Source organism: Algibacter sp. L1A34, assembly GCF_009796805.1.
In the GTDB taxonomy this organism is placed as follows: Bacteria; Bacteroidota; Bacteroidia; order Flavobacteriales; family Flavobacteriaceae; genus Algibacter.
This window is the reverse complement of sequence record NZ_CP047029.1, coordinates 4271534-4291953: the sequence shown is the minus strand read 5'-3', so window position 1 is coordinate 4291953 and position 20420 is coordinate 4271534. Positions and strand designations below refer to the sequence as shown.

Sequence of the window (20420 nt, the reverse complement as noted above, 5' to 3'; positions counted from 1 at the left end):
CAAGAAAGTCCGAGAGGACTTTCGTAAGTAGGCGAGAAGCCAGCAATAAATTATATACGGTGTTATGCACTGGCTTTTCTTTTCCATAATTCAATTATATTTTCAGTTATTACTTTCTTGTTATTAAAAAACAGATTTATGTCAATAGATTCCTTTTTATCAAAATAGTAAAACTCAATAGTGTCCACATTTATATTTTCTTTTATAATTTTCATTATGTGAGAATCATTATTTGGTGATAAACCTATAAATGTTATTTTTCCTTTAATTGATTTTAATTTATTAACTGAATAATCAATTGAAAATTCTAAATCGGGTTCTTTCTTTTTTAAAGTAACAGCTTCATAAAGTTTTTTTACTAAATCATTATCTGAATTTTTCCATTCCTCCATTTGAATACTTAATTCTGGATTTTCTTTCATTCCTTTGGCAAATTTTTCTATTGCAGAATTAGCCAATTCAGGTTGATTTGCTGAAAAAAGTTTAAATGCTCCAGAACTTCCAGTTATTGCATTTGAAAATGTATGTTCAAAACCTTTAATTATGGGTGTTTTTTCAGCAGGTTTATCAGATAACCGATTTCTAAAACTGTTTGAATCATAAACAGGGTCAAGTACGTGAAATGCTCCGTGAAGATATAGCACTTTTTTTCCTGTTGCTAATTCCACATTTTTGTCATAGTTCGTTGTAAAAATGTTATCGTAAGACTTGATGTAATTAGTAACTTCGGTAGGAAATTTTAAATACAATTTGTTAATTTTTCCTTTATTAAATATAGAGTCTAAAAATAGCCTTCTTAAAAACTCTTGAAAATAGTATCGTTCAGGATTTGTGATTTTATTTTTCCGACAATGCAATTCATTTAATAAAAAATAGTATTCAAAGCCAATTTCCGAAATAGATGTATTTTTTGAATAGTTCCGTTTGAAACTATCTAATTCTTCTTTTTCGTCTTTCATTACGGCTAATTGGTCGTAATCTCCATTTAGAAAGTCAGGAACAACTGAATATAGAATATAAATCCAAGTTTCAATTTCTTTAGTATAAACTTCTGATGAATAATCGCCAGTTTTTAAATATAATAACGCTCTTTCAATTATGCTTTTGTTTGTGTATTCAAATCCGCCAAACTGAATATCTATTCCGTTTCCGATTATTATATTATTCATTTACGGTTGGTTTTTGCTTGTGCATAACGATTACGTATATGGAAAGTTGCGTGTTTGTGTGCGAGGATTTTCCGAAGGAAAATCAGAAGCCAGCAAACAAAGCAACTAACATTGGTTTAGGATAAAACTAGCAATTTTTTATATACTGTGTTGTGTGTAGTACTTTTATCTTTTAAATTATATGTTTTTTTCAATTTCTTCAATTAATTTTTCTTTATTCAATCCAACGCTTGTATAAATTATTTCTCCTTTTTTATCAATTAAAAAGAATGTAGGTGCAGCATAAACTCCATAATCTTTGGATACATTTTTTCCATTATACAATGTAGAAATCTCTACATTTTGTTTCTCCGAATATTCTAGTAAAGCTTTGGCAGGTGTATTAGTAAACTCAATACCATAAATTGATAATCCCTTGTCTTTATAATTCTTTTGAATTTCATTTAAAATGGGAGTTGCTTGAACGCAACCTCCACAATAAGGAAACCAAAATTCAAGTAAAACCATATTTTTATCTAAGTTTGAAAACTTGATGGGTTTTTCTTCTAAATCGGATAATTCCCAATCAGGTGCTTCCGTGCCAATCCAGTTTTTATTTTTTTTCCTTAGTCCGTCATAATAATCATTGTATGTAGACCTTAAATACTCTTTTGGAAATCTAGAATAATTCCAAATAGAATCATTTTTAGTATTTGGTATTTTATAATTTGAAAATGTTGAATAATTATGACCTTGATTTTTAGGTTGTATATTTCCAAAGCGAATAGGTAAATAATCCTTTTTAGATATAAATAAGACATAATTTATTGAGTCAGTTAATTTTTGTTTTTTTCCTTTTAAAATCTCTCCACCAATACCGATGAATTTTCCTTTCATTAATATGTCAAACTTATAGCACTCTTTATCAAGAAGTATCGTGTCTTGAGCTTGTCCTATCTTAATTGTTGAATCTTGAATAATTTCAGGGAGAATTTTACGAAGTGTAAAAAAAGAATTAAACATAAACATAGAACTACTTACTTGCCTTTTATTTGGATACTCATTGTATAAAACAAGTTCCTCTTTATTTTGACTACTGAATTCTTGTTTTCCATTAAATACTTGTTCTCCATAATTATTTACATTGAAATGATATTTAGAACCTATAAGTGTGTCTTTACTAGAAAAATCAAAATAACAAGTGGCACTTTCTTTTATGTTTTGATTATGTGATTTGTTAACATTTTCAATAATTACATCATATTCTATATTCGTTATAGAAGTAAGTTGAGAAATTGTTTCATTTAAAATTTCTTTATCGGTTTTCTTACAACTAAGGAAAAGAAATAGACTTAATGTTATTAAAAGAAGTTTTTTCATTTTGGTAGTTTTTGGTAATCGGTTTTTGCTGGTATTACACACAACGTTAAAATATATGAATAGTAAGAGCTAAAATATATAAAGCTATTCGTATAAAGAACAAATTAAACAGATAGTCTAATTATTAATTTAGGTAACAAAGGCTCTTATTATTTATATATGGTGTTACCACACGTTTTTTATTTATACCTAAAACATATTTAAAATGAATTTCCAAATTTTACCGATAGTGATTTCTTCAACGACAAGTGTTATAATTAAAATAAATAGCTTATTGTTAGTTAAAGAATCTAGTATTTTTTTTACTGATGATTTTTGCTCAGGGTTATTGTTAGGCTCAGCTTTTACGTTGTTTGTTATAGGGCTTTTATCTAAATCAGAATCTTGAATAATAACTCCTATTTTTGAATTGTTAAAATTATTGGTAATTGTTTTTGGTTTTATATTTATGAGGTCATCATTTAATTCAGGTAAAGGTTTATTAGGTAATTTAACATTAAATACCGAAGGGTTTATAGATTTTATACTTTTACCTATTCCGTTTTTAAATCCCATAATATTTATTTTTCACAGTTAGTTTTGTCAGTCGCACGTAACAGTTGCACACGAGTAAAGTCAGATTATTAATTATTATTATTATTATTATTCAATGAGTCTAATTCAGTTTTTAAAGAATCTATTTCTAAATACATTTGTTGAACTTCGTTTTGGTAACTGGTATTTAAGTTGGTTGATTTTTGCAATGATGTGGACAGCGATTCTATTACCTCTATCGTTTTATCTTCACTCAAAAAGACAGGAGCGTATCCTAAAACCGTACCTAGAATTACAAGAAAAACTGAAACAGCAACCTCTTTACGAAGATTGTTATGAGTTAATTCCTTGATAGCTGTATCTAAGTCTTTGTCTTTCCTAATTTTATCTAAATATTTTTTTATTCCACCATCTTCTATTACTAAAAATCCTTTCTCATCTAAAACGAATTGTGCAGGGTATTTATAATGTCGTTTTATTAATCCTAAAGCTCTACAGTAATATATAGATTTTCTTCTTGAATCCGAAGCATTTGAAAGCGACTCAATTTCATTTTCAGGTAAATTAAGTATCAAATCATCAATATCTTTATAATCTATTATATCCATAACAGTAGTATGTGTGGTAACGTTTATGTATATGGAAAGTTGCGTGTTTGAGTGCGAGGATTTTCCGAAGGAAAATCAGATGCAAGCAAACAAAGCAACTCACATTGGTTAAGCTAAAAATAGCAATTTTTTATATACTGTGTTGTGTACAGTACTTTTATTTTTAAAGTTCATAATTATTCAACTCTTTAAGTTCGCTCAAAATCTTACTATTCCAATAATTTTGTCCTTTTTCACTAAAATAGCTTTCGTTGTCATACTGATTTTGCAACTCTATACCATAATGCATCAATTCGGTATATTTTTCATAATAGACGGAAATATTTTTCTCGGATTTGTTGTTTAAATCCGAAAATGCTTTTCTAATTTGTCTAGTAACAAGTTCCCAAAGGTCGAAATGTAATTGTTCATGTTTTAATGTTTCTAAATCAGAAACAATAGTCCAAGATTGGTTTTTACCAAAGTAACATTTCAGTGTGAATTTTGGGATATTATTATTATCATAAAAACTTTCTATATATCTTATATAGCACTGAGTTTCTGCGATTGTAATGAACTTATCTTCAGGTGGATTTCCTTTAAAGTCAGTCCATTTCAATTTTCTTGATTTATTCCATTCAATTAATGTGTCAGTTGTTACTTTGTTTTGGCTGAAACCTACTTTTGAAGCAAAAACTAACATTAATGTGAATAAAAACAACTTCATTTTGAGTTTTTTGGGGTATTGTACACAACAAATATATATAGTTAGTACTAACTATATATCTATTATAGCCACCAATATACGGAATAATCTCTCAAAATATTCATTACTATTCTTTTACTCTTAATAAGATTTTTTTTATTAAACGAAATAAAACAACAACAGAGAATACTTGCGTTAGGGATTAAACGGCATGTTTGAAATCCTTTTTGTTTTTGTGAAAAAACAAAAAGATTGAGTAGTGAAAGCCCGACCCTTTTTGGGTAACGCCCAAATGATAATGCTAGATTTTATCGACTAAATACTTCCCGATTTCCGAAGCTTTAACTTTTATAATTTCTTCTGGAGTTCCTACCGCCACTAAGTGTCCGCCGGTTTCGCCACCTTTTGGACCTAAATCTATAATGAAATCGGCACATTTAATAAGTTCAATATTATGCTCGACCACAATAATGGAATGTCCGTTTTCTATTAAAGCATTAAAGGATTTTAGTAACTTTTGGATATCGTGAAAATGCAGACCAGTTGTGGGTTCGTCGAAAATAAATAAGGCTTTTTCCTTTTTGTTACCTTTACCTAAAAATGATGCGAGTTTTATACGTTGCGCTTCACCACCAGAAAGGGTAGAGGAGCTTTGCCCGAGTGTTACGTAACCCAAACCAACATCTTGTAGCGGTTGGAGTTTGTTCTTTATTTTAGTCTGATTATTCGTCTCGAAAAATGCCACTGCATCGTCTATGGTGAGATTTAAAATATCATCGATGTTTTTGTCGGCAAAAGTAACTTCGAGTACTTCTTTTTTAAAGCGTTTACCTTTACAGGTTTCGCATTCCAGATGTACATCTGCCATAAATTGCATTTCGATGGTAACTTCGCCTTCTCCTTTGCAGGTTTCGCAACGTCCGCCATCTACATTAAAAGAAAAGTGTTTGGCTTGGTAGTTCCTAATAATGCTTAATTTCTGTTTAGAGAACAGCGCACGAATATCATCGTAAGCTTTAATATAAGTTACCGGATTGGAACGTGAGGAGCGCCCAATGGGGTTTTGATCTACAAATTCTATTTGCTTTATATTCGTGTAATTACCGTCTAAACTTGAAAACTGACCGGGTTTGTCGCCAAAATCGGTTAGTTTTTTCTGGAGTGCTGGGTATAATATTTTTTTAACAAGTGTACTTTTTCCGCTACCAGAAACGCCTGTAATTACGGTTAGCATGCCCAAAGGGAAACGCACATCGATGTTTTTAAGGTTGTTTTCGCGAGCGCCTTTTATATCGACGTAGTATTTAGATTGACGTCGTTTTTTAGGAACTTCAATTTTTAAATTTTCGTTTAAGTATTGTGCTGTTAATGAATTAGATGCTAAAATGGCTTTGTAATCGCCGTGTGCTACTACATGCCCACCAAAGGTTCCGGCTTCGGGACCAATATCTATAATGCTATCGGCAGCTTTCATGATATCCTCGTCGTGTTCCACAACAATTACAGTGTTTCCTAAGTCGCGTAAGGATTTTAAAACCATAATTAAACGTTCTGTATCTTTTGGGTGCAACCCAATACTTGGTTCGTCTAAAATATACATGGAACCAACCAAACTACTTCCTAAAGAGGTTGCTAGATTTATACGTTGGCTTTCACCTCCAGAAAGTGTGTTGGATTTTCGATTTATAGTGAGGTAATCGAGACCTACATTGGCTAGGAATTCTAAACGGTTATTAATTTCTTTTAATAAACGGTTGGCAATTGTGGTATCGTGTTCATTTAATTTTAATGTATTGAAAAAGATGGCAAGTTTATCTAGTGGTTTTTCTACTAAATCTGAAATACTTGCGCCACCTACTTTTACATAATTGGCTTCTACTCGTAAACGTTTACCGTTACAGGTTTTACATTTTGTTTTTCCGCGGTAACGTGATAACATCACGCGGTTTTGAATTTTATAAGCTTTGGATTCCAACTCTGCAAAAAAGGCATTTAAACCTTCAAAATGTTCGTTGCCATCCCAAACGAGTTGTTTTTGTGCTTCGGAAAGCTCAAAGTAGGGTTTGTGGATTGGGAAATCGAATTTATGCGAGTTGTTTACCAATTGGTCTTTATACCAGCTCATGCTTTCGCCTCTCCATGCGAAAATGGCGTTTTCGTAAATGGATAGTGCCGTGTTTGGGATCACTAAATCTTCATCTATACCAACAATATCGCCGTAACCTTCACAGGTTGGGCAAGCGCCGTAAGGATTGTTAAAACTGAATAGGTGTACGTTTGGTTCTAGAAAATTTAATCCGTCGAGTTCAAATTTATTACTAAATGTACGTTGTTTATTATCGGAAAGGGTTTCAACACAACATTCGCCTTTGCCTTCGAAAAAAGCAGTTTGGATAGCATCGGCTAGACGATTATAAAAATCCTCGTCGTGTTTGGTGATAATTCTATCTACAACGAGTAAAATAGTGTCTTTTTTACCAATTTTGGTGGCTTCGTCTATTCTAAAAACGTTGTCGTTTATTTTTATTCTGGAGTAACCTTGTTGGTTTAGTGCTTTTAATTTGTCTTCCATAGTTCGTCCTTCTTCTAAATGAATAGGAGCGAGGAGGAGGAGTTTTTCGCGTTCCGGGAATGTTTTTAGGTAGTTTAAAACATCGGTTACAGTATCTTTTTTTACTTCATCTCCAGAAACGGGAGATATTGTTCTTCCTATTCTTGCAAATAATAGCTTTAAATAATCGTAAATCTCTGTGGTTGTCCCAACCGTAGATCGTGGATTTGTAGAATTTACTTTTTGCTCGATGGCTATGGCTGGAGCGATTCCTTTTATGTAATCTACTTTTGGTTTGTTTAGTCTGCCTAAAAACTGACGCGCATAACTCGATAAACTTTCTACATAGCGACGTTGCCCTTCCGCGTAAAGCGTATCGAAAGCTAAACTTGATTTACCAGAACCCGAAAGCCCCGTTATTACAACCAATTTGTTTCTTGGGATAACAACATCAATATTTTTTAAGTTGTGCAGTTTTGCACCTTTTATAATGATGTTTTGTTTTGGGTCAACTTCGGAAAGATTAGTATTCATAGGCTCTTAAAAGGAATAGTTTACAAAGATAAGACATGTGTATGAGCTTAAAAAATAGAATGTAATTTAAAGAAATGTTAAATAAATGAATAAATTTTTGTATTTTAGGAACGATTCTTGTTATATTTGAACCAGCTAATTAATTATAAATCAACACTTGCCTATCGCATAACATTACTTTAGAAATTTTAATTTTATAGAAAACCCCGTTTTTCTTTATAATAAAGTAATGATTATGAAACACGACCCTACTACAGATGCTACCCTAGTTAGTAACTACATTAAAGGCGATGAGAGCGCTTTAGGAGTTCTTATAAAAAGGCACAAACAAAGAATTTACAGTTTTATTTATTCGAAAGTATATGATGGAGATGTCGCCGATGATATTTTTCAAGATACTTTTATTAAGGTTATTAAAACTTTAAAACGTGGTGCCTATAATGAAGAAGGTAAGTTTTTACCGTGGGTAATGCGTATTGCGCATAATTTAGTAATCGACTTTTTTAGGAAAAACAGCCGTATGCCTAAGTTTGATAATAGTGGTGAGTTTAGTATTTTTTCTGTGCTTAGTGATAGCACTTTAAATGCTGAAAAAGCAATTATTAAAGAACAGGTGGAAAATGATGTGCGGCGCTTAGTAGATGAACTTCCCGAAGACCAGCGTGAGGTACTCTTAATGCGTATTTATAACGATATGAGTTTTAAGGAAATATCTGAAAGAACAGGGGTGAGCATTAATACTGCATTAGGTAGAATGCGATACGCTTTAATAAATTTGCGTAAAATAATTGATAAGCATAACATTGTATTAACCGATTAACTTTGGGAAATACAATAAAGTAAATTTTGCTGCGTTTACTATTTAAATTAACCCTTAATTTAATAGAAATGGAAAAAATTTACTCTAAAGAATCTGTTGGAAACCCAAAAAAACGTGAGCCTAGTAAGGAGACGGTTAATTTTATTCTCAGCTATTCTAAAGCGCTGAAGATTGTAAAATATAAGCACTTGGAGTTTGAAACACTCTTAAATTAAAATATAAAAAAACGTCTGAAAAATTTATTTCAGACGTTTTTTTTTTGGATTGTATTTTTGTAGTTATAAGTTAAACTTACCGTTTAATTTATATGTTTATTATTCTTCTGGAAATGTAATATGCTGATAAGCTCCGATGTCTGGAGATGTGGTTCTATTTACTCCTAGAATATCTGTAGGTACTTGTATTGCAAAAGTTGAATTTGCCTGGTTTATGGCCTCAGAATCATCACCTATTACAAATTGATTTAAGGTAGTGTCTTTGAAATTAGGATCTTTATTAAAGATGTTGTTTTCAAAATGATTGGTATCTGTTAAATCGTAAACAGCTTCCGTGAAAAAATTACTATCGTCTTGAAAACGTATTAAACAGTTGGTGAATTTAAAGTTGAATGATACCGACTCGTCTTCTATTTGTTCTAATAAAAACTCAGGATTATCATTTCCATAAATAATACAGTTGTTAAAATTGGCTTCGCCTAAATTGGCTAGAGTAGCATTATTTTCTTCATCTAAAATAAAATTATTCAGCAATACAGAAGGCAATTGTCTAAAACCATTGTCCCAATAATTTACAATAGTAGAGTGTGTGAAATTATATCTGCCGCCAATAGTTCCTGCAAAAGAAGATTGTCCAGCATTATTGATTACCACATTTTCGCCAGTAATAGAGGTGTTTCTACCCATAATGCCAAAGCTAGCAGAATTATAAATTTGGGTGTTTGTTATGTTTAGTTTGTTGTTTGTGGCATTTGGATTGCCATCGCATAAAATACCAACATTAGCGTTTTTAATTGTGGTATAGTTTATAGTGTTATCTACACTACCATCGGATAACCAAATAGCAGCCCATTGTCCTGGAGTTTCAGAAAAGTCTGGTTCTAGTCGATCGCCTTCCAAAATTACTTCGTTTTCTAAGGCTTCTTGGTTTGTGCTTAATTCGCCGTTTATTTTTATAGAAGCGCCATCTGTTACTAATATTCCAGATTCTGAATGAAAGTATACACGTGCCCCAGCATCTATGGTTAGTGTTTCGTTATTTGGTACGGCTGCAAAGCCATAAATTACATAAGGTTTCTCGTTTGTAAAGTTGAGTTCGTTTGGCAATAATTCTCGACCTTGTAATTCGGTTTCTATTGTTTCGCCATCAACGTTAAGACTTAATGTTTCAACAATTTTAGTAGTGTTATCGCGCTCTGGATATATAAAAATAGCGTCTTGAATAAGGGTGACTAATTCTACTTTTTGTTGATTGGTACCACTATCGAATTCAATAGCATCGGTATATAAAAATTGGTTTGAAATTGCTGCTTCAGTTTCAATATTTACAGTGGTTTCAATAAAAATGTAAAGACTGTCTTTTGCTAAAAGCTCAACATTTTCGAAGGTTTTTCCTGTAATACCATCTACACTTAATCGGTAATTAGAGGTTTCACCTAAAGTTAATTTTACCGATGGAATATTGATATCGTTATTACCTTTATTATAGACTTTTAAATTATAGGTGCTAGAACCAATTTTAGAAAAAACGGTATCTAAATAAACGGTATCCCTAGAAAATGTTAGGTTTCCTGTGCTTGGAGAAAATTCAAAATCTTTTCGACAAGAACTCCAAAGCATTAAAAAACCGATGGTGAATATAAAGTATAAGGAACGTTTCATTCTAGTTGGTTTAATCTCGTTAAAAATTTACTAGTGATCTTTTTTGTAAAGCGGAATTCGGTATGATAATGTATAGCCAAAACCGACACCAATGCTATTACTATCGTATGTTTTATTAAAACCAGGAATGTAAACATTTTGGAAATTATCTGGTTCAGTTTCCGTTACTAATAGTTTAAGTTGCACATTTACGGTAGCGAATAGGTTGTTAAATATTTGGATCTTCATTCCCAGTATAATTTCTGCCCAAACGGCACTTAAATCATTGAATTCTTTTAAATCGCTAGAAGTGTATTGTGGCAACCAATATTGATTGGTGTTATAAACAGTAAAGCTATTAAGTTCTTGGCTAAATGTACTGAAACCTAAACGGAAACCGGTGTAAACCATGTTTTCCATATCGAGCCAATTATCGTACATGTTGTAATCGAAACCTGCTTTTAGGTAGCTTCCTTTAGAAGTGATGTCTAAATAATCGGTTATTGTATTTTTGTTATCAAATCCAATTTCAGCTGCAGCGTAAATATTTTTTTTAAGTCTATAGTCGGCTTCTATTTCAAAACCGCTATAGTTGTCTTCAGCAAAAGAACGTGCAAGTTTACTAATGTCTCCACCTATACGAATACCGTATTTTTGTTTGATTTTAATAGAGTCGGTAACGGTTTTAGGGATACTATCGTTTTGCGCATTTACAGCCACACAAAATAACAATAGCAATACGCTATTAATGAAATAAGTTAAAATGTGCTTCTGTTTCATCTTCTACAGATTGGTTTGAGTTTATGGGTTGTATGGATTCTATCCAATTATCTTCATCACTTTCTAGTTGTACCGTTACGTTTTCATAAATAGTTTTATAACCACAAGCTCGTGATACAAAAACTTCAGTACGGCTGTAATTTATAGTGATAATATCAATGTTTGATTCATCTGAAAGAAAATCGTCTGTATCATCATCTGGTGTATCATTATCATCTATAACATAGTTGTTTATAAGAGCGTATTGCGTGGTATTGTCGGTTGTTTTTAAAGGTAGCACCAATTCGCTACTCGTAACAATCTCGTAACCTGGCAATGCTGTATCACTGTCAACACCTATAACAACTAATTTAAAAACATTTTTACTACTATCTTCATTATCAAAATCGAAAAGATCAATAATTAAACTGGGGGTTGTAGGTGTGATTTCCGGACAAATATCATCACGCTCACAACTTATAGTTATCCCCACGATTAATAAAATTATGGGGATAAAAAGAATTTTAAAATATTTCATACTTTATTACAATGTATTCCTATTAAAAGAAAAACGAACGCTTAAATCCAAAATTAATGAATTATCGTTTTTCTAAAAGCACTACGTTTTCCACATGAAATGTTTGTGGAAACATATCTACAGCTTGTGTTTTTACTACTTTATATTGCTCGTCCATTAAGGCTAAATCTCTAGCTTGCGTGGCACTATTACAGCTTACGTAAACTACTCTTTTTGGAGCAATATTTAATATTTGTTGTACCACATCTTTATGCATACCATCACGAGGTGGATCGGTAATTATAATATCTGGTGTACCGTGGGCTTCAATAAAATCGGCATTAAAAACATTTTTCATGTCGCCTACAAAGAACTCAACGTTGTTTATGTTATTAAATTGTGCATTTTCTTTTGCAGCAGTAATAGCATCTGGAACGGCTTCTACGCCAACTACTCTTTTTGCTTGTTTAGCAACAAATTGAGCAATGGTTCCGGTTCCTGTATATAAATCGTATACAAGTTCGTTTCCTGTTAATCCTGCAAAATCTCTAGTGATTTTATAAAGCTCGTAAGCTTGCTCGGAATTTGTTTGATAGAACGATTTGGCATTAATTTTAAATTTTAAGCCTTCCATTTCTTCAAAAATATGATCGTTGCCTTTGTAGCAAATCACTTCTTGATCGTAAATAGTATCATTCGCTTTTCCGTTAATAACATATTGTAAAGAGGTGATTTCCGGGAACGCTTCACCTAAATAATCTAGAATTAACTCACGTTTCTCTTTATCTTCTTTAAAGAACTGAATCATCACCATAATATCACCTGTACTAGATGTTCTAATCATCATGGTACGTAATAATCCGGTTTGGTTTCTTGTATTAAAGAATTCTAAATCATTTTCAAGCGCAAATGCTTTTACTGCATTTCTAATGGCGTTAGAAGGATCGGCTTGTAGGTGGCATTTTTTAACATCCAAAATTTTGTCCCACATACCTGGAATATGAAATCCTAAAGCATTTCGATCACCTAAATCTTCGTCCGATTGTACTTCTTCTAGCGTTAACCAACGGCTATCACTAAATGAAAATTCCATTTTATTTCTATAGAAATACTTGTTTTCCGCACCAAAAATAGGAGTGACTTCTGGTAATTCTATATGCCCAATACGGGTTAAATTATTTGTAACTTCTTTTTGTTTGTAAAACAACTGATGCTCGTAAGCCATATCTTGCCACTTACAACCACCACAAGTGCCAAAATGCTCGCAAGCAGGCGTGGTTCTTTTATCCGATAGTTTATGAAATACCGTAGCCTTACCTTCATAATACGCTTTACGCTTTTTAAAGGTTTGCACATCTACCACATCGCCAGGTACAGCATTAGGTAAAAAAATAACTTTTCCGTCGGGTGCTTTGGCTATGGTTTTTCCTTTAGCTCCGGCATCAATTACTTCGACGTTTTCAAAAACTTGTTTTCTTGTTTTTCTTCTAGACATGCTGCAAAAATACTAATAGCCAGAAATAAATTTCATATTATTTTCAATTACTTTAACGGAATTTCAATTTCAATTAAAATATAGTCTCTTTTTTAGGTGAAGAAGGCGAGGAGAATCATTAATAATCTCTAATTTTTTAGAATGAAATAAGAAAACATCATACATAAAAAAAAAGCTGCTCAGTAAATTACTGAACAGCTTAAATAATATGAGGGGTATAAACTATTTTTTATTGAATTTGTTAAGGATTTTATCCATTTGTTTTCCTGCAGCATCACGTCCACCAAGTCCGAAAGATAGGATGATAGTAAGGGCAACTGTACCTAAAGAGATACCGAAAGCAAGGTTGATAATTTCATCAGCAAGACCCATAGTTCTTAATCCGATAGCTAAGAAGATGGCTATAATTGCAATTCTTATAATAGAAGCTACAAAAGTGTTATCGTCATTTTTTGCGAAATTATTAGCAGCAACAGAAGCTATCCAATTTCCAATCGCTAAAATAATAAGTCCGAAAATTATTTTACCAGAATAGTTTGTAATGGTATATAAAATATCGGTTAAATAGCCGAATTCTAATTTGTCTACAGCTGTTGTAAGTCCGAATAAAATAATAAAGTAATATACTAAGTTTCCAATAATACTTACTAAGTTAGTATTACCTGTAACAGCGCCTAAACCAGCTTTATTAAAGAAGTTGTTCAAGTTCATACTGTTAAGTAAGTCTTTTATTAATTCGCTTAAAAAACGACCACCAACTACAAATAAGATAATAATTACTGCAGCTAAAATTACTTTTGGAATAGCACTAAAGAAATCCTTTAACATAGTTGTTGCAGGTTCTGAAATCGCATCCATATTCAGAATATTAAATGCTGAAATTAATAAAGGGATAAAAATAAAGATGAAAACAATTTTTTTAATCACATTTACTATATCAATGTTTTCTGGTAGTTTTAATTTTGGAGTAAGCTTTTGAATAGAATCTCCTGAAAGTTCAACTAATTCTGATACTATGGTTGCAAGCATGTAGCCAATATAGCAAACTAAACCAGCACCAATAATATTTGGAATAAACCCAGTAAATTCGTCCAACATATTTTTTAAAGGATCGAGTACACTACTCATACCTAGTTTTTCTAAAGCTAAAGTGAAAACGAAAATCATTACTAAAAAGTAAACCAGTTTGCTTATAAAGCCTGAAATTCCAATTTTCGAATTTTTCATTTTGTTGTCGATGCCTGTTTTATTGAGTAATTTAAAAATAACTCGTTTTAATAATCCGGCAATAAACCAACCTATAATAATGATAATTAAAGCGCTTAAAGCACTTGATAAATTGCCACCAATAGATTGTGAAAGTTGTTCTAATACATTTGTTAAATAGTCCATAAATTTTGTTTTTGATTAACTAATAGTTACTAGTAGGACACATTAAATATTAAAAAGACACATTTTAACTGAATATTTCATAAATTTGGCATTCCTAGGGATGATTTCTCTCCCACGCTGAATTTTCGAAACCTCGAAAGGATAAAGGTAGAGAAGGAATGGTTATTTTATAATATCCATTTTTTTGGATATAAACGTTTAAATTTTTTTTTAAAATGGCTGTTTTAGACCAATTAACTTCGCAACAAGCGATAGATTTAGAAAACAAGTATGGTGCACATAATTACCATCCACTACCAGTAGTATTAAGTAGAGGAGAAGGTGTGTATGTTTGGGATGTAGAGGGTAAGAAATATTACGATTTCTTGTCGGCTTACTCTGCAGTAAACCAAGGACATTGTCATCCAAAAATTGTTGATGCCATGACCAAACAAGCGCAAACATTGACCTTAACCTCTAGAGCATTTTATAATGATGTGCTTGGTAAGTTTGAAAAATACGCTACAGAAACTTTTAATTACGATAAGTTATTACCAATGAATACTGGTGCAGAAGCGGTTGAGACGGCTTTAAAACTATGTAGAAAATGGGCTTACGAAGTAAAAGGTATTGATGAAAATGAAGCTGAAATTGTAGTTTGCGAGAATAATTTTCATGGAAGAACAACAACCATCATTTCTTTTAGTAACGATCCGGTAGCCAGAAAAAACTTTGGGCCATATACAAAAGGATTTATTAAAATTGAATACGATAACCTTACGGCTTTAGAAGATGTTTTATCAAATAATAAAAACGTTGCAGGTTTTCTTGTAGAACCAATTCAAGGTGAAGCTGGTGTTTACGTGCCAAGCGAAGGTTACTTAGCTTCAGCAAAAGCACTTTGTGAAAAGCATAATGTTTTATTTATTGCAGATGAAGTACAAACAGGTATAGCAAGAACAGGACGTTTATTAGCCACTTGTGGAAATTGTAGTTGTGTAGATAAACATTGTTCTGGAACTCCTGAAGTAAAAGCCGATATTTTAATATTAGGGAAAGCTTTATCTGGAGGTGCATATCCTGTATCTGCTGTTTTAGCTAATAACGAAATTATGAATGTTATAAAGCCAGGAAATCACGGTAGTACTTTTGGAGGAAATCCAATTGCAGCAGCTGTTGGTATTGCTGCTTTAGATGTTATTAAAGATGAAGAATTAGCTAATAACGCTTTTGAATTGGGTGAATTATTTAGATCTGAATTAACAAAATTTATAGAAACAAGTTCTATAGTAAATGGCGTTAGAGGAAAAGGCTTGCTAAATGCTATTTTAATAAACGATACAGAAGATAGTGATACCGCTTGGAATATATGTATGGCTTTACGAGATAATGGTTTATTAGCAAAACCAACACATGGTAATATAATTCGTTTTGCTCCACCATTGGTGATGACGAAAGAACAATTATTAGATTGTGTTTCGATTATAACAAAAACACTAACTCAATTTGAAAAGTAATTGTTTTAGTTGAAAATGATATAAAAAAAAGCGACCAATTGGTCGCTTTTTTTATGCTTAATAAATTAGTAATGAATTATTGTTGACTTTCATATTGCTCCATAGTCTCTTGAAATTGTATCATTACTTGATCCCAACCAATAGTTGATATTTGATAAATGGTATAAATTAAATAAAGAATATTTATAACAAGTATAACCAATGCCACTGTTTTTGCAGTATTCATACCTTTTACGCTTGCAGGGTCGTACTGCTCAGGGTTTGCTTTAGCGGCATTTACTTTACTGTTTGCAATAAAAAAGGCAATACCAGCTAATATAAATCCAGAACCGGCAATGCAGCAGCATAAAAGACCTATAATTGATAATACGTAAACTAACGTTGCATTGAGTTTTTCTTGTTCCATGTGTTTGTTTTTTAATTGATTATTTTAATTAGATAGCTTGTTACAATAGTAACTACTGTTAGTATAGCTAAGGCTGTAGTAACAATGTTTGAATGTTTAAATTTAAATAAAATATTACTTCCGATGAAAATAAAAAGAAGTGTTAATGGATAAATAGCTGGGTACATTTTAAAAGCCGCCACAAATTCACCATGAAAAATTAGTGAAATGGCACGTTGCATACCACAACCCATACATTCTACGCCAAATAACTTTTTATTAAGGCAAGGAAGCATATATTTTTCTAGAGACTGCATGTATTATATATTCTTGTTATGCTAAAATAGTAAAAGCCAACTAACAAAAAAATGCTTTAATGTTTTTTTTGTTAGTTGACTCCTCTAGTAATAATTAAAAGGTCTAGTTAATAATAACCTTTTTAGTAAATGTTTTGCTGTTATCTAAAGATGCTTTTACAATATAAACACCTGTACTAAGTTGTTTTGTAGAAATGGTATAAGCGTTTGCTGTTGTGCTAGGTCTTTCTGTTAAAACTTGTTTTCCAGTCACATCATAAACTAAAATAGATGTAATATTTAAGTTAGTAGGGTTTAAAACCTTTAGAATATGTGTTGTGTTATTTTGAATGGCATCTAAACTACTTGTATCATATGCTTCGGTATCTAAAGTTGTATCTTCTTTAAATGTAACCTCAAAACGATCTGTGTAATTACCTGCATCTAGGTTTGTACTAAAGTCTTGAGTTTTTAAATTCACATATAAATTAGTTGTTTTATCATGAATGAAAATAGGTAAATCTGAATCGAAATTTTGAACGTCTGCAATTCTAATTTTTAGAGGCATATCATTAGCAACTTTAATAGTTAATGGTATTTTCATGTCCACATTATAAGCTAAAGCTTCTGCAAGATACCCATGCTCTCCAATTGGCCAATAAGCATCAGAGGATAACATATCATCTTCGTGTAACCTAGATTCCAAACCACGATCAAATTCTTCCGTAGCATTTGCGTTAAATGTTTCTACTATTTGCCTCGTGTAAGTATTATTAAAATCAATATTCAGCCTAAAGCGTTTATAACCTTGAGACATCGTTGTAAAGACCGGACTTTCTTGAGTTGTAGAATTTTTATAATTTGCCGATTTAAAAAATGTACTACTTGGATCAGATTCTTTTACATATACACGATGAGCATTTTCTGCGTTTACAAAACTGTTAGCTGTCCCTAAAACCATAAAACCTAATCCTATAGGTATGTTTCGTTGCCCTTGCTTTCCTACGGGGAGTGTTCCGCTATTACTATTGTCAGAGCCGTCACTATTATATGTTTTATAAACTGTTGGTAGTCTAGTTTCATTAAAGGGAGAGAATTCTTCAATGGTATAAGTTGCATAGCCACCATCATAAGCATTTAAATAATGAGAATTTACATCAGGGTCTTGCTCCCAATAATATAAAGTTCCAGTAATTGTGTTTCTATTATTTGCATCCCAAATATAAGCATGAGCATCCATTGCAGATGGATACGGATTGCCTACTAAAGTGTATTGATTATTTAAAACAGGTATAGAAATTTTACCGTTATTTGGTTTGCCTCTAAAATCGTAATTTTGATTATCACCGGGATTATTTGCGCTAGTGCCTGCTGTACCTTTCATGGTAAAGCCATAACCTGCAGGTATTGTTGTTGCGTCTCCAACAGGGTCCCAGTCAGCATATACAGCCCCTGCTTTAAACATCCAGATCCAGTAAGGTTCTATGTTTAGAGGACTAGCGGTACCGTTATAGTTAGATTGGTGGGTTTTACCTGCTGCAATAGAAGTTGTTAAATCGTCAATATCGTTAAGTAGCTCAATACCAAATGGATTGTTAACTAACGTATCGTCGCGGCTTCCTATAGGCGAGCACCATTGGTTATACTCATAAGCACCAACATTTCCATCTTGATAAACACTTAATTCACCTTCACCAGAATTACCAGTTGTACCTGTACCTTGTATTACTTGCGCATCCGTTCTCAAATAAATGGTACTTGCAGGCTCTTTTAAGTTTATATCATCTTCAACAAATACAATTTCATCTTTTACAAAAATATATGCACTGTTCCTTACCGAAAGTTGAGCTATTGCAAATTGGCAAGAAATAAACGTAACAAAAAGGCTGAAAATAAATTTCATGCAAGGTGTTTTTTCCTTCAAAAAAACAGGTTTTAACGAGTTAATATACTCTTTATGGGTGAATGATATAGGTTCTATCATGATATTTAGATTAAATATGGGATAACGCAAATATACTAAAAGTTTATATATATACATTCATTTTAAAAAACACAGCACTTTAAAGTGTTGTAAACTAGTATTTTATTAGTTTTTTGGATAGGTTTCAAGGCGCGAATTGAGTTTTTTTGACTAAGATTTATGTAAATTTGCAGCATGAAGTATTTAAATTATGTGCTAATTTTGGTAGGTGCAATAGTGGCAATGTATGCTAAAGTTGGTGCCAAACAGAATCAATATCTGTTAATTGTAGGGATCGTTTTCTTAATGATGGGGGTTTATAGAATTTCGAGATTGGTACCAAGTAGAAAAGATGAAGATTTGGATAATAACGATTCAATTGAGGACCAATAATTATGAAATTTAAAATAAATGATTTTGTTTTAGTTTTAGATGAAAATTTATCTGGAAGTATAAAAAGTATATCGGGAAACACAATTTCTATTGAAACAACCGATGGTTTTTTGTTAGATTTTGAGGCAGGAGAATTGGTGAAGGATACTTCTAAAAGTGATTTTAAATCAGGAATATTTTCTCATAAAAGTATAAGTTCTGTTTTAGATGAAAAGGAAAAACCAAGCAGAAGAAAATCGGTTAAAGTAAAAGCAAAAGAACGATATGAGCCAACAATGGAAGTCGATTTGCATATAAACCAATTGGTAAAGTCTCCTAGAGGCATGAGCAATCATGATATGCTAACCACCCAATTAGATACGGCAAGGCATAAACTAGATTGGGCTATTTCTAAGCGCATACAAAAAGTAGTCTTTATCCATGGTGTTGGAGAAGGCGTGCTTAAAATAGAATTAGAATATCTATTTGGCAGATACAATAACGTGAAATTTTACGATGCCAACTACAAAAAGTATGGTTTAGGCGCTACCGAAGTTTATATTTATCAAAATGTAAAACCTAATTAAAATCGGGGGTTATCGAAGTTGAACTCGATAAACTAGAATCGCTTAAAATTCCAAAATCAAAATCGTCTTGAGATAAAAAGCTTAAGCTAATATCTTTTAAGTTTACGCTTACTACATAAACCTCGTCAATAGTATGTTCTCTATAAGCTGTTGCAGGAACTGTAGTCGCTACTTCTGGATTAAGGTAATCTGCACCAATTTCACTATTTGTAATATCGTTATTTGGGCGTTGATCTTGCGAGTCGTTTTCTTCATCTCGTGTTTTTACGCCATCGCCATCATCATCATCATCTAAATAATCAGGAATTCCGTCGCCATCTGTATCTTGCGCATCAGATAAATCACCATCTCCATCAGGATCAGGATTTTCATCTTCGGTTAAAATATTATCACCATCATCGTCAAAATCAATATAGTTTGCTAAACCATCTCCATCGGTATCATCATCGGTTAAATCACCATTTCCATTTAAATCTTCAAGATCGGCAAGAATGCCATCGTCATCATCTTTTGTTAATACTGTTATAATTTCTGCAGTACAATCATCACTTTCGCTAGATGTAATGGTTACTTCGTCTGGAATATCATTGCAAAATAGAGAAGAAGGTAAACTTTCATCACTATAAGTTCTATAATAAAAAGTTGCACTTTCTTCAAGTTCTAAAGAATCATTTGTTCCAACCGCAAGAATTTCGTCTAAAGTATAATTTGAAATTAAAACTGATAAAGATTCCGAAGGGTCATCTTTAGTTTTATATAAAACAAGATCAGATACACCTTCGCAGGCGCTAAAAGTTTCATCAAACTCAAGTTCTACGGTAATGATATCACCATCATCACAACCTTGAATTGAAATTAAACAAACACCTATAAAAAGATAAATTAACTTACGCATGGAGATCTATTTTGCCACAAAAATAGTGGAATTGTTAATGATAACAAATAAACTTTAAAATTACCGATAAAATTAGTTTTTAGCATGTTTTTTAACAAACTGAAATGTTGAATAAAAAGGAAGATCCAAACATAATTATCGAATGTT

Annotated in this window: 19 protein-coding genes; 4 read left to right on the top strand and 15 right to left on the bottom strand. The window is 32.0% G+C overall.

Annotated features, from left to right (window positions below; all coding sequences use genetic code 11):
• Positions 1–62: 62 nt before the first annotated feature.
• The 6 genes from GQR97_RS18070 to uvrA all read right to left on the bottom strand — a co-directional run bounded on the left by GQR97_RS18070 (position 63) and on the right by uvrA (position 7440).
• Positions 63–1169: a hypothetical protein gene (locus tag GQR97_RS18070; RefSeq protein ID WP_158850963.1), complete on the bottom strand. Its 1107-nt coding sequence runs from the start codon at positions 1167–1169 to the stop codon at positions 63–65.
• 177 nt (positions 1170–1346) lie between these two features.
• The gene (locus GQR97_RS18065; protein WP_158850961.1) at positions 1347–2528 is read right to left on the bottom strand and encodes a TlpA family protein disulfide reductase; all 1182 of its coding nucleotides are present in this window, start codon (positions 2526–2528) and stop codon (positions 1347–1349) included.
• A 189-nt stretch (positions 2529–2717) separates the two neighbouring features.
• The gene (locus tag GQR97_RS18060; RefSeq protein WP_158850959.1) at positions 2718–3083 is read right to left on the bottom strand and encodes a hypothetical protein; all 366 of its coding nucleotides are present in this window, start codon (positions 3081–3083) and stop codon (positions 2718–2720) included.
• 68 nt (positions 3084–3151) lie between these two features.
• The gene (locus tag GQR97_RS18055; RefSeq protein ID WP_158850958.1) at positions 3152–3670 is read right to left on the bottom strand and encodes a hypothetical protein; all 519 of its coding nucleotides are present in this window, start codon (positions 3668–3670) and stop codon (positions 3152–3154) included.
• A gap of 163 nt (positions 3671–3833) precedes the next feature.
• The gene (locus GQR97_RS18050) at positions 3834–4376 is read right to left on the bottom strand and encodes a hypothetical protein (RefSeq protein WP_158850956.1); all 543 of its coding nucleotides are present in this window, start codon (positions 4374–4376) and stop codon (positions 3834–3836) included.
• A gap of 280 nt (positions 4377–4656) precedes the next feature.
• On the bottom strand, positions 4657–7440 hold the full coding sequence (gene uvrA / locus GQR97_RS18045) for an excinuclease ABC subunit UvrA (protein ID WP_158850954.1): 2784 nt from the start codon (positions 7438–7440) through the stop codon (positions 4657–4659).
• A 235-nt stretch (positions 7441–7675) separates the two neighbouring features.
• Here uvrA and GQR97_RS18040 point away from each other — a divergent pair, with 235 nt between their 5' ends.
• Positions 7676–8260, top strand: coding sequence for an RNA polymerase sigma factor (locus GQR97_RS18040; protein ID WP_158850952.1), 585 nt, complete (start codon positions 7676–7678; stop codon positions 8258–8260).
• 314 nt (positions 8261–8574) lie between these two features.
• On the opposite strand, the gene GQR97_RS18035 is transcribed toward GQR97_RS18040, so the two are convergent.
• The 5 genes from GQR97_RS18035 to GQR97_RS18015 all read right to left on the bottom strand — a co-directional run bounded on the left by GQR97_RS18035 (position 8575) and on the right by GQR97_RS18015 (position 14279).
• Positions 8575–10137 (bottom strand): hypothetical protein, encoded by a 1563-nt coding sequence (locus GQR97_RS18035; RefSeq protein WP_158850950.1) that lies wholly within the window; start codon positions 10135–10137, stop codon positions 8575–8577.
• A gap of 30 nt (positions 10138–10167) precedes the next feature.
• Positions 10168–10896 carry a DUF6048 family protein gene (locus GQR97_RS18030; protein ID WP_158850948.1) on the bottom strand — a complete coding sequence of 243 codons (729 nt, stop codon included), beginning with the start codon at positions 10894–10896 and terminating at the stop codon, positions 10168–10170.
• Complete coding sequence (locus GQR97_RS18025) at positions 10862–11413, bottom strand: DUF6452 family protein (protein ID WP_158850947.1); 552 nt, start codon at positions 11411–11413, stop codon at positions 10862–10864. The genes GQR97_RS18030 and GQR97_RS18025 overlap by 35 nt, the downstream gene beginning before the upstream one ends.
• A gap of 61 nt (positions 11414–11474) precedes the next feature.
• Entirely contained in the window at positions 11475–12887 is a 1413-nt protein-coding gene (rlmD, locus tag GQR97_RS18020) for a 23S rRNA (uracil(1939)-C(5))-methyltransferase RlmD (protein ID WP_158850946.1), read from the bottom strand.
• Positions 12888–13109: 222 nt separating this feature from the next.
• Positions 13110–14279, bottom strand: a complete 1170-nt coding sequence (locus GQR97_RS18015) for a mechanosensitive ion channel (RefSeq protein ID WP_158850945.1) — start codon at positions 14277–14279, stop codon at positions 13110–13112.
• A gap of 215 nt (positions 14280–14494) precedes the next feature.
• On the opposite strand from GQR97_RS18015, the gene rocD reads away from it, so the two are divergent.
• Entirely contained in the window at positions 14495–15775 is a 1281-nt protein-coding gene (gene rocD / locus GQR97_RS18010) for an ornithine--oxo-acid transaminase (protein ID WP_158850944.1), read from the top strand.
• Positions 15776–15851: 76 nt separating this feature from the next.
• Here rocD and GQR97_RS18005 read toward each other — a convergent pair whose 3' ends face one another.
• The 3 genes from GQR97_RS18005 to GQR97_RS17995 form a co-directional block, all read right to left on the bottom strand.
• Entirely contained in the window at positions 15852–16181 is a 330-nt protein-coding gene (locus tag GQR97_RS18005; protein WP_158850943.1) for a CCC motif membrane protein, read from the bottom strand.
• Between the two features lie 11 nt (positions 16182–16192).
• Entirely contained in the window at positions 16193–16477 is a 285-nt protein-coding gene (locus GQR97_RS18000) for a DUF2752 domain-containing protein (protein ID WP_158850942.1), read from the bottom strand.
• Positions 16478–16580: 103 nt separating this feature from the next.
• A complete protein-coding gene (locus tag GQR97_RS17995; RefSeq protein ID WP_158850940.1) occupies positions 16581–18359 on the bottom strand; it encodes a T9SS type A sorting domain-containing protein in 1779 nt (592 codons plus the stop codon).
• Positions 18360–18614: 255 nt separating this feature from the next.
• Between GQR97_RS17995 and GQR97_RS17990 the strand changes: the two genes are divergently transcribed.
• Positions 18615–18812 (top strand): hypothetical protein, encoded by a 198-nt coding sequence (locus GQR97_RS17990; protein WP_158850938.1) that lies wholly within the window; start codon positions 18615–18617, stop codon positions 18810–18812.
• A 2-nt stretch (positions 18813–18814) separates the two neighbouring features.
• The gene (locus GQR97_RS17985; RefSeq protein ID WP_158850936.1) at positions 18815–19378 is read left to right on the top strand and encodes a Smr/MutS family protein; all 564 of its coding nucleotides are present in this window, start codon (positions 18815–18817) and stop codon (positions 19376–19378) included.
• Here GQR97_RS17985 and GQR97_RS17980 read toward each other — a convergent pair.
• A complete protein-coding gene (locus GQR97_RS17980; RefSeq protein WP_158850934.1) occupies positions 19371–20273 on the bottom strand; it encodes a hypothetical protein in 903 nt (300 codons plus the stop codon). The two genes, GQR97_RS17985 and GQR97_RS17980, sit on opposite strands and share 8 nt — an antisense overlap.
• Positions 20274–20420 lie beyond the last annotated feature (147 nt).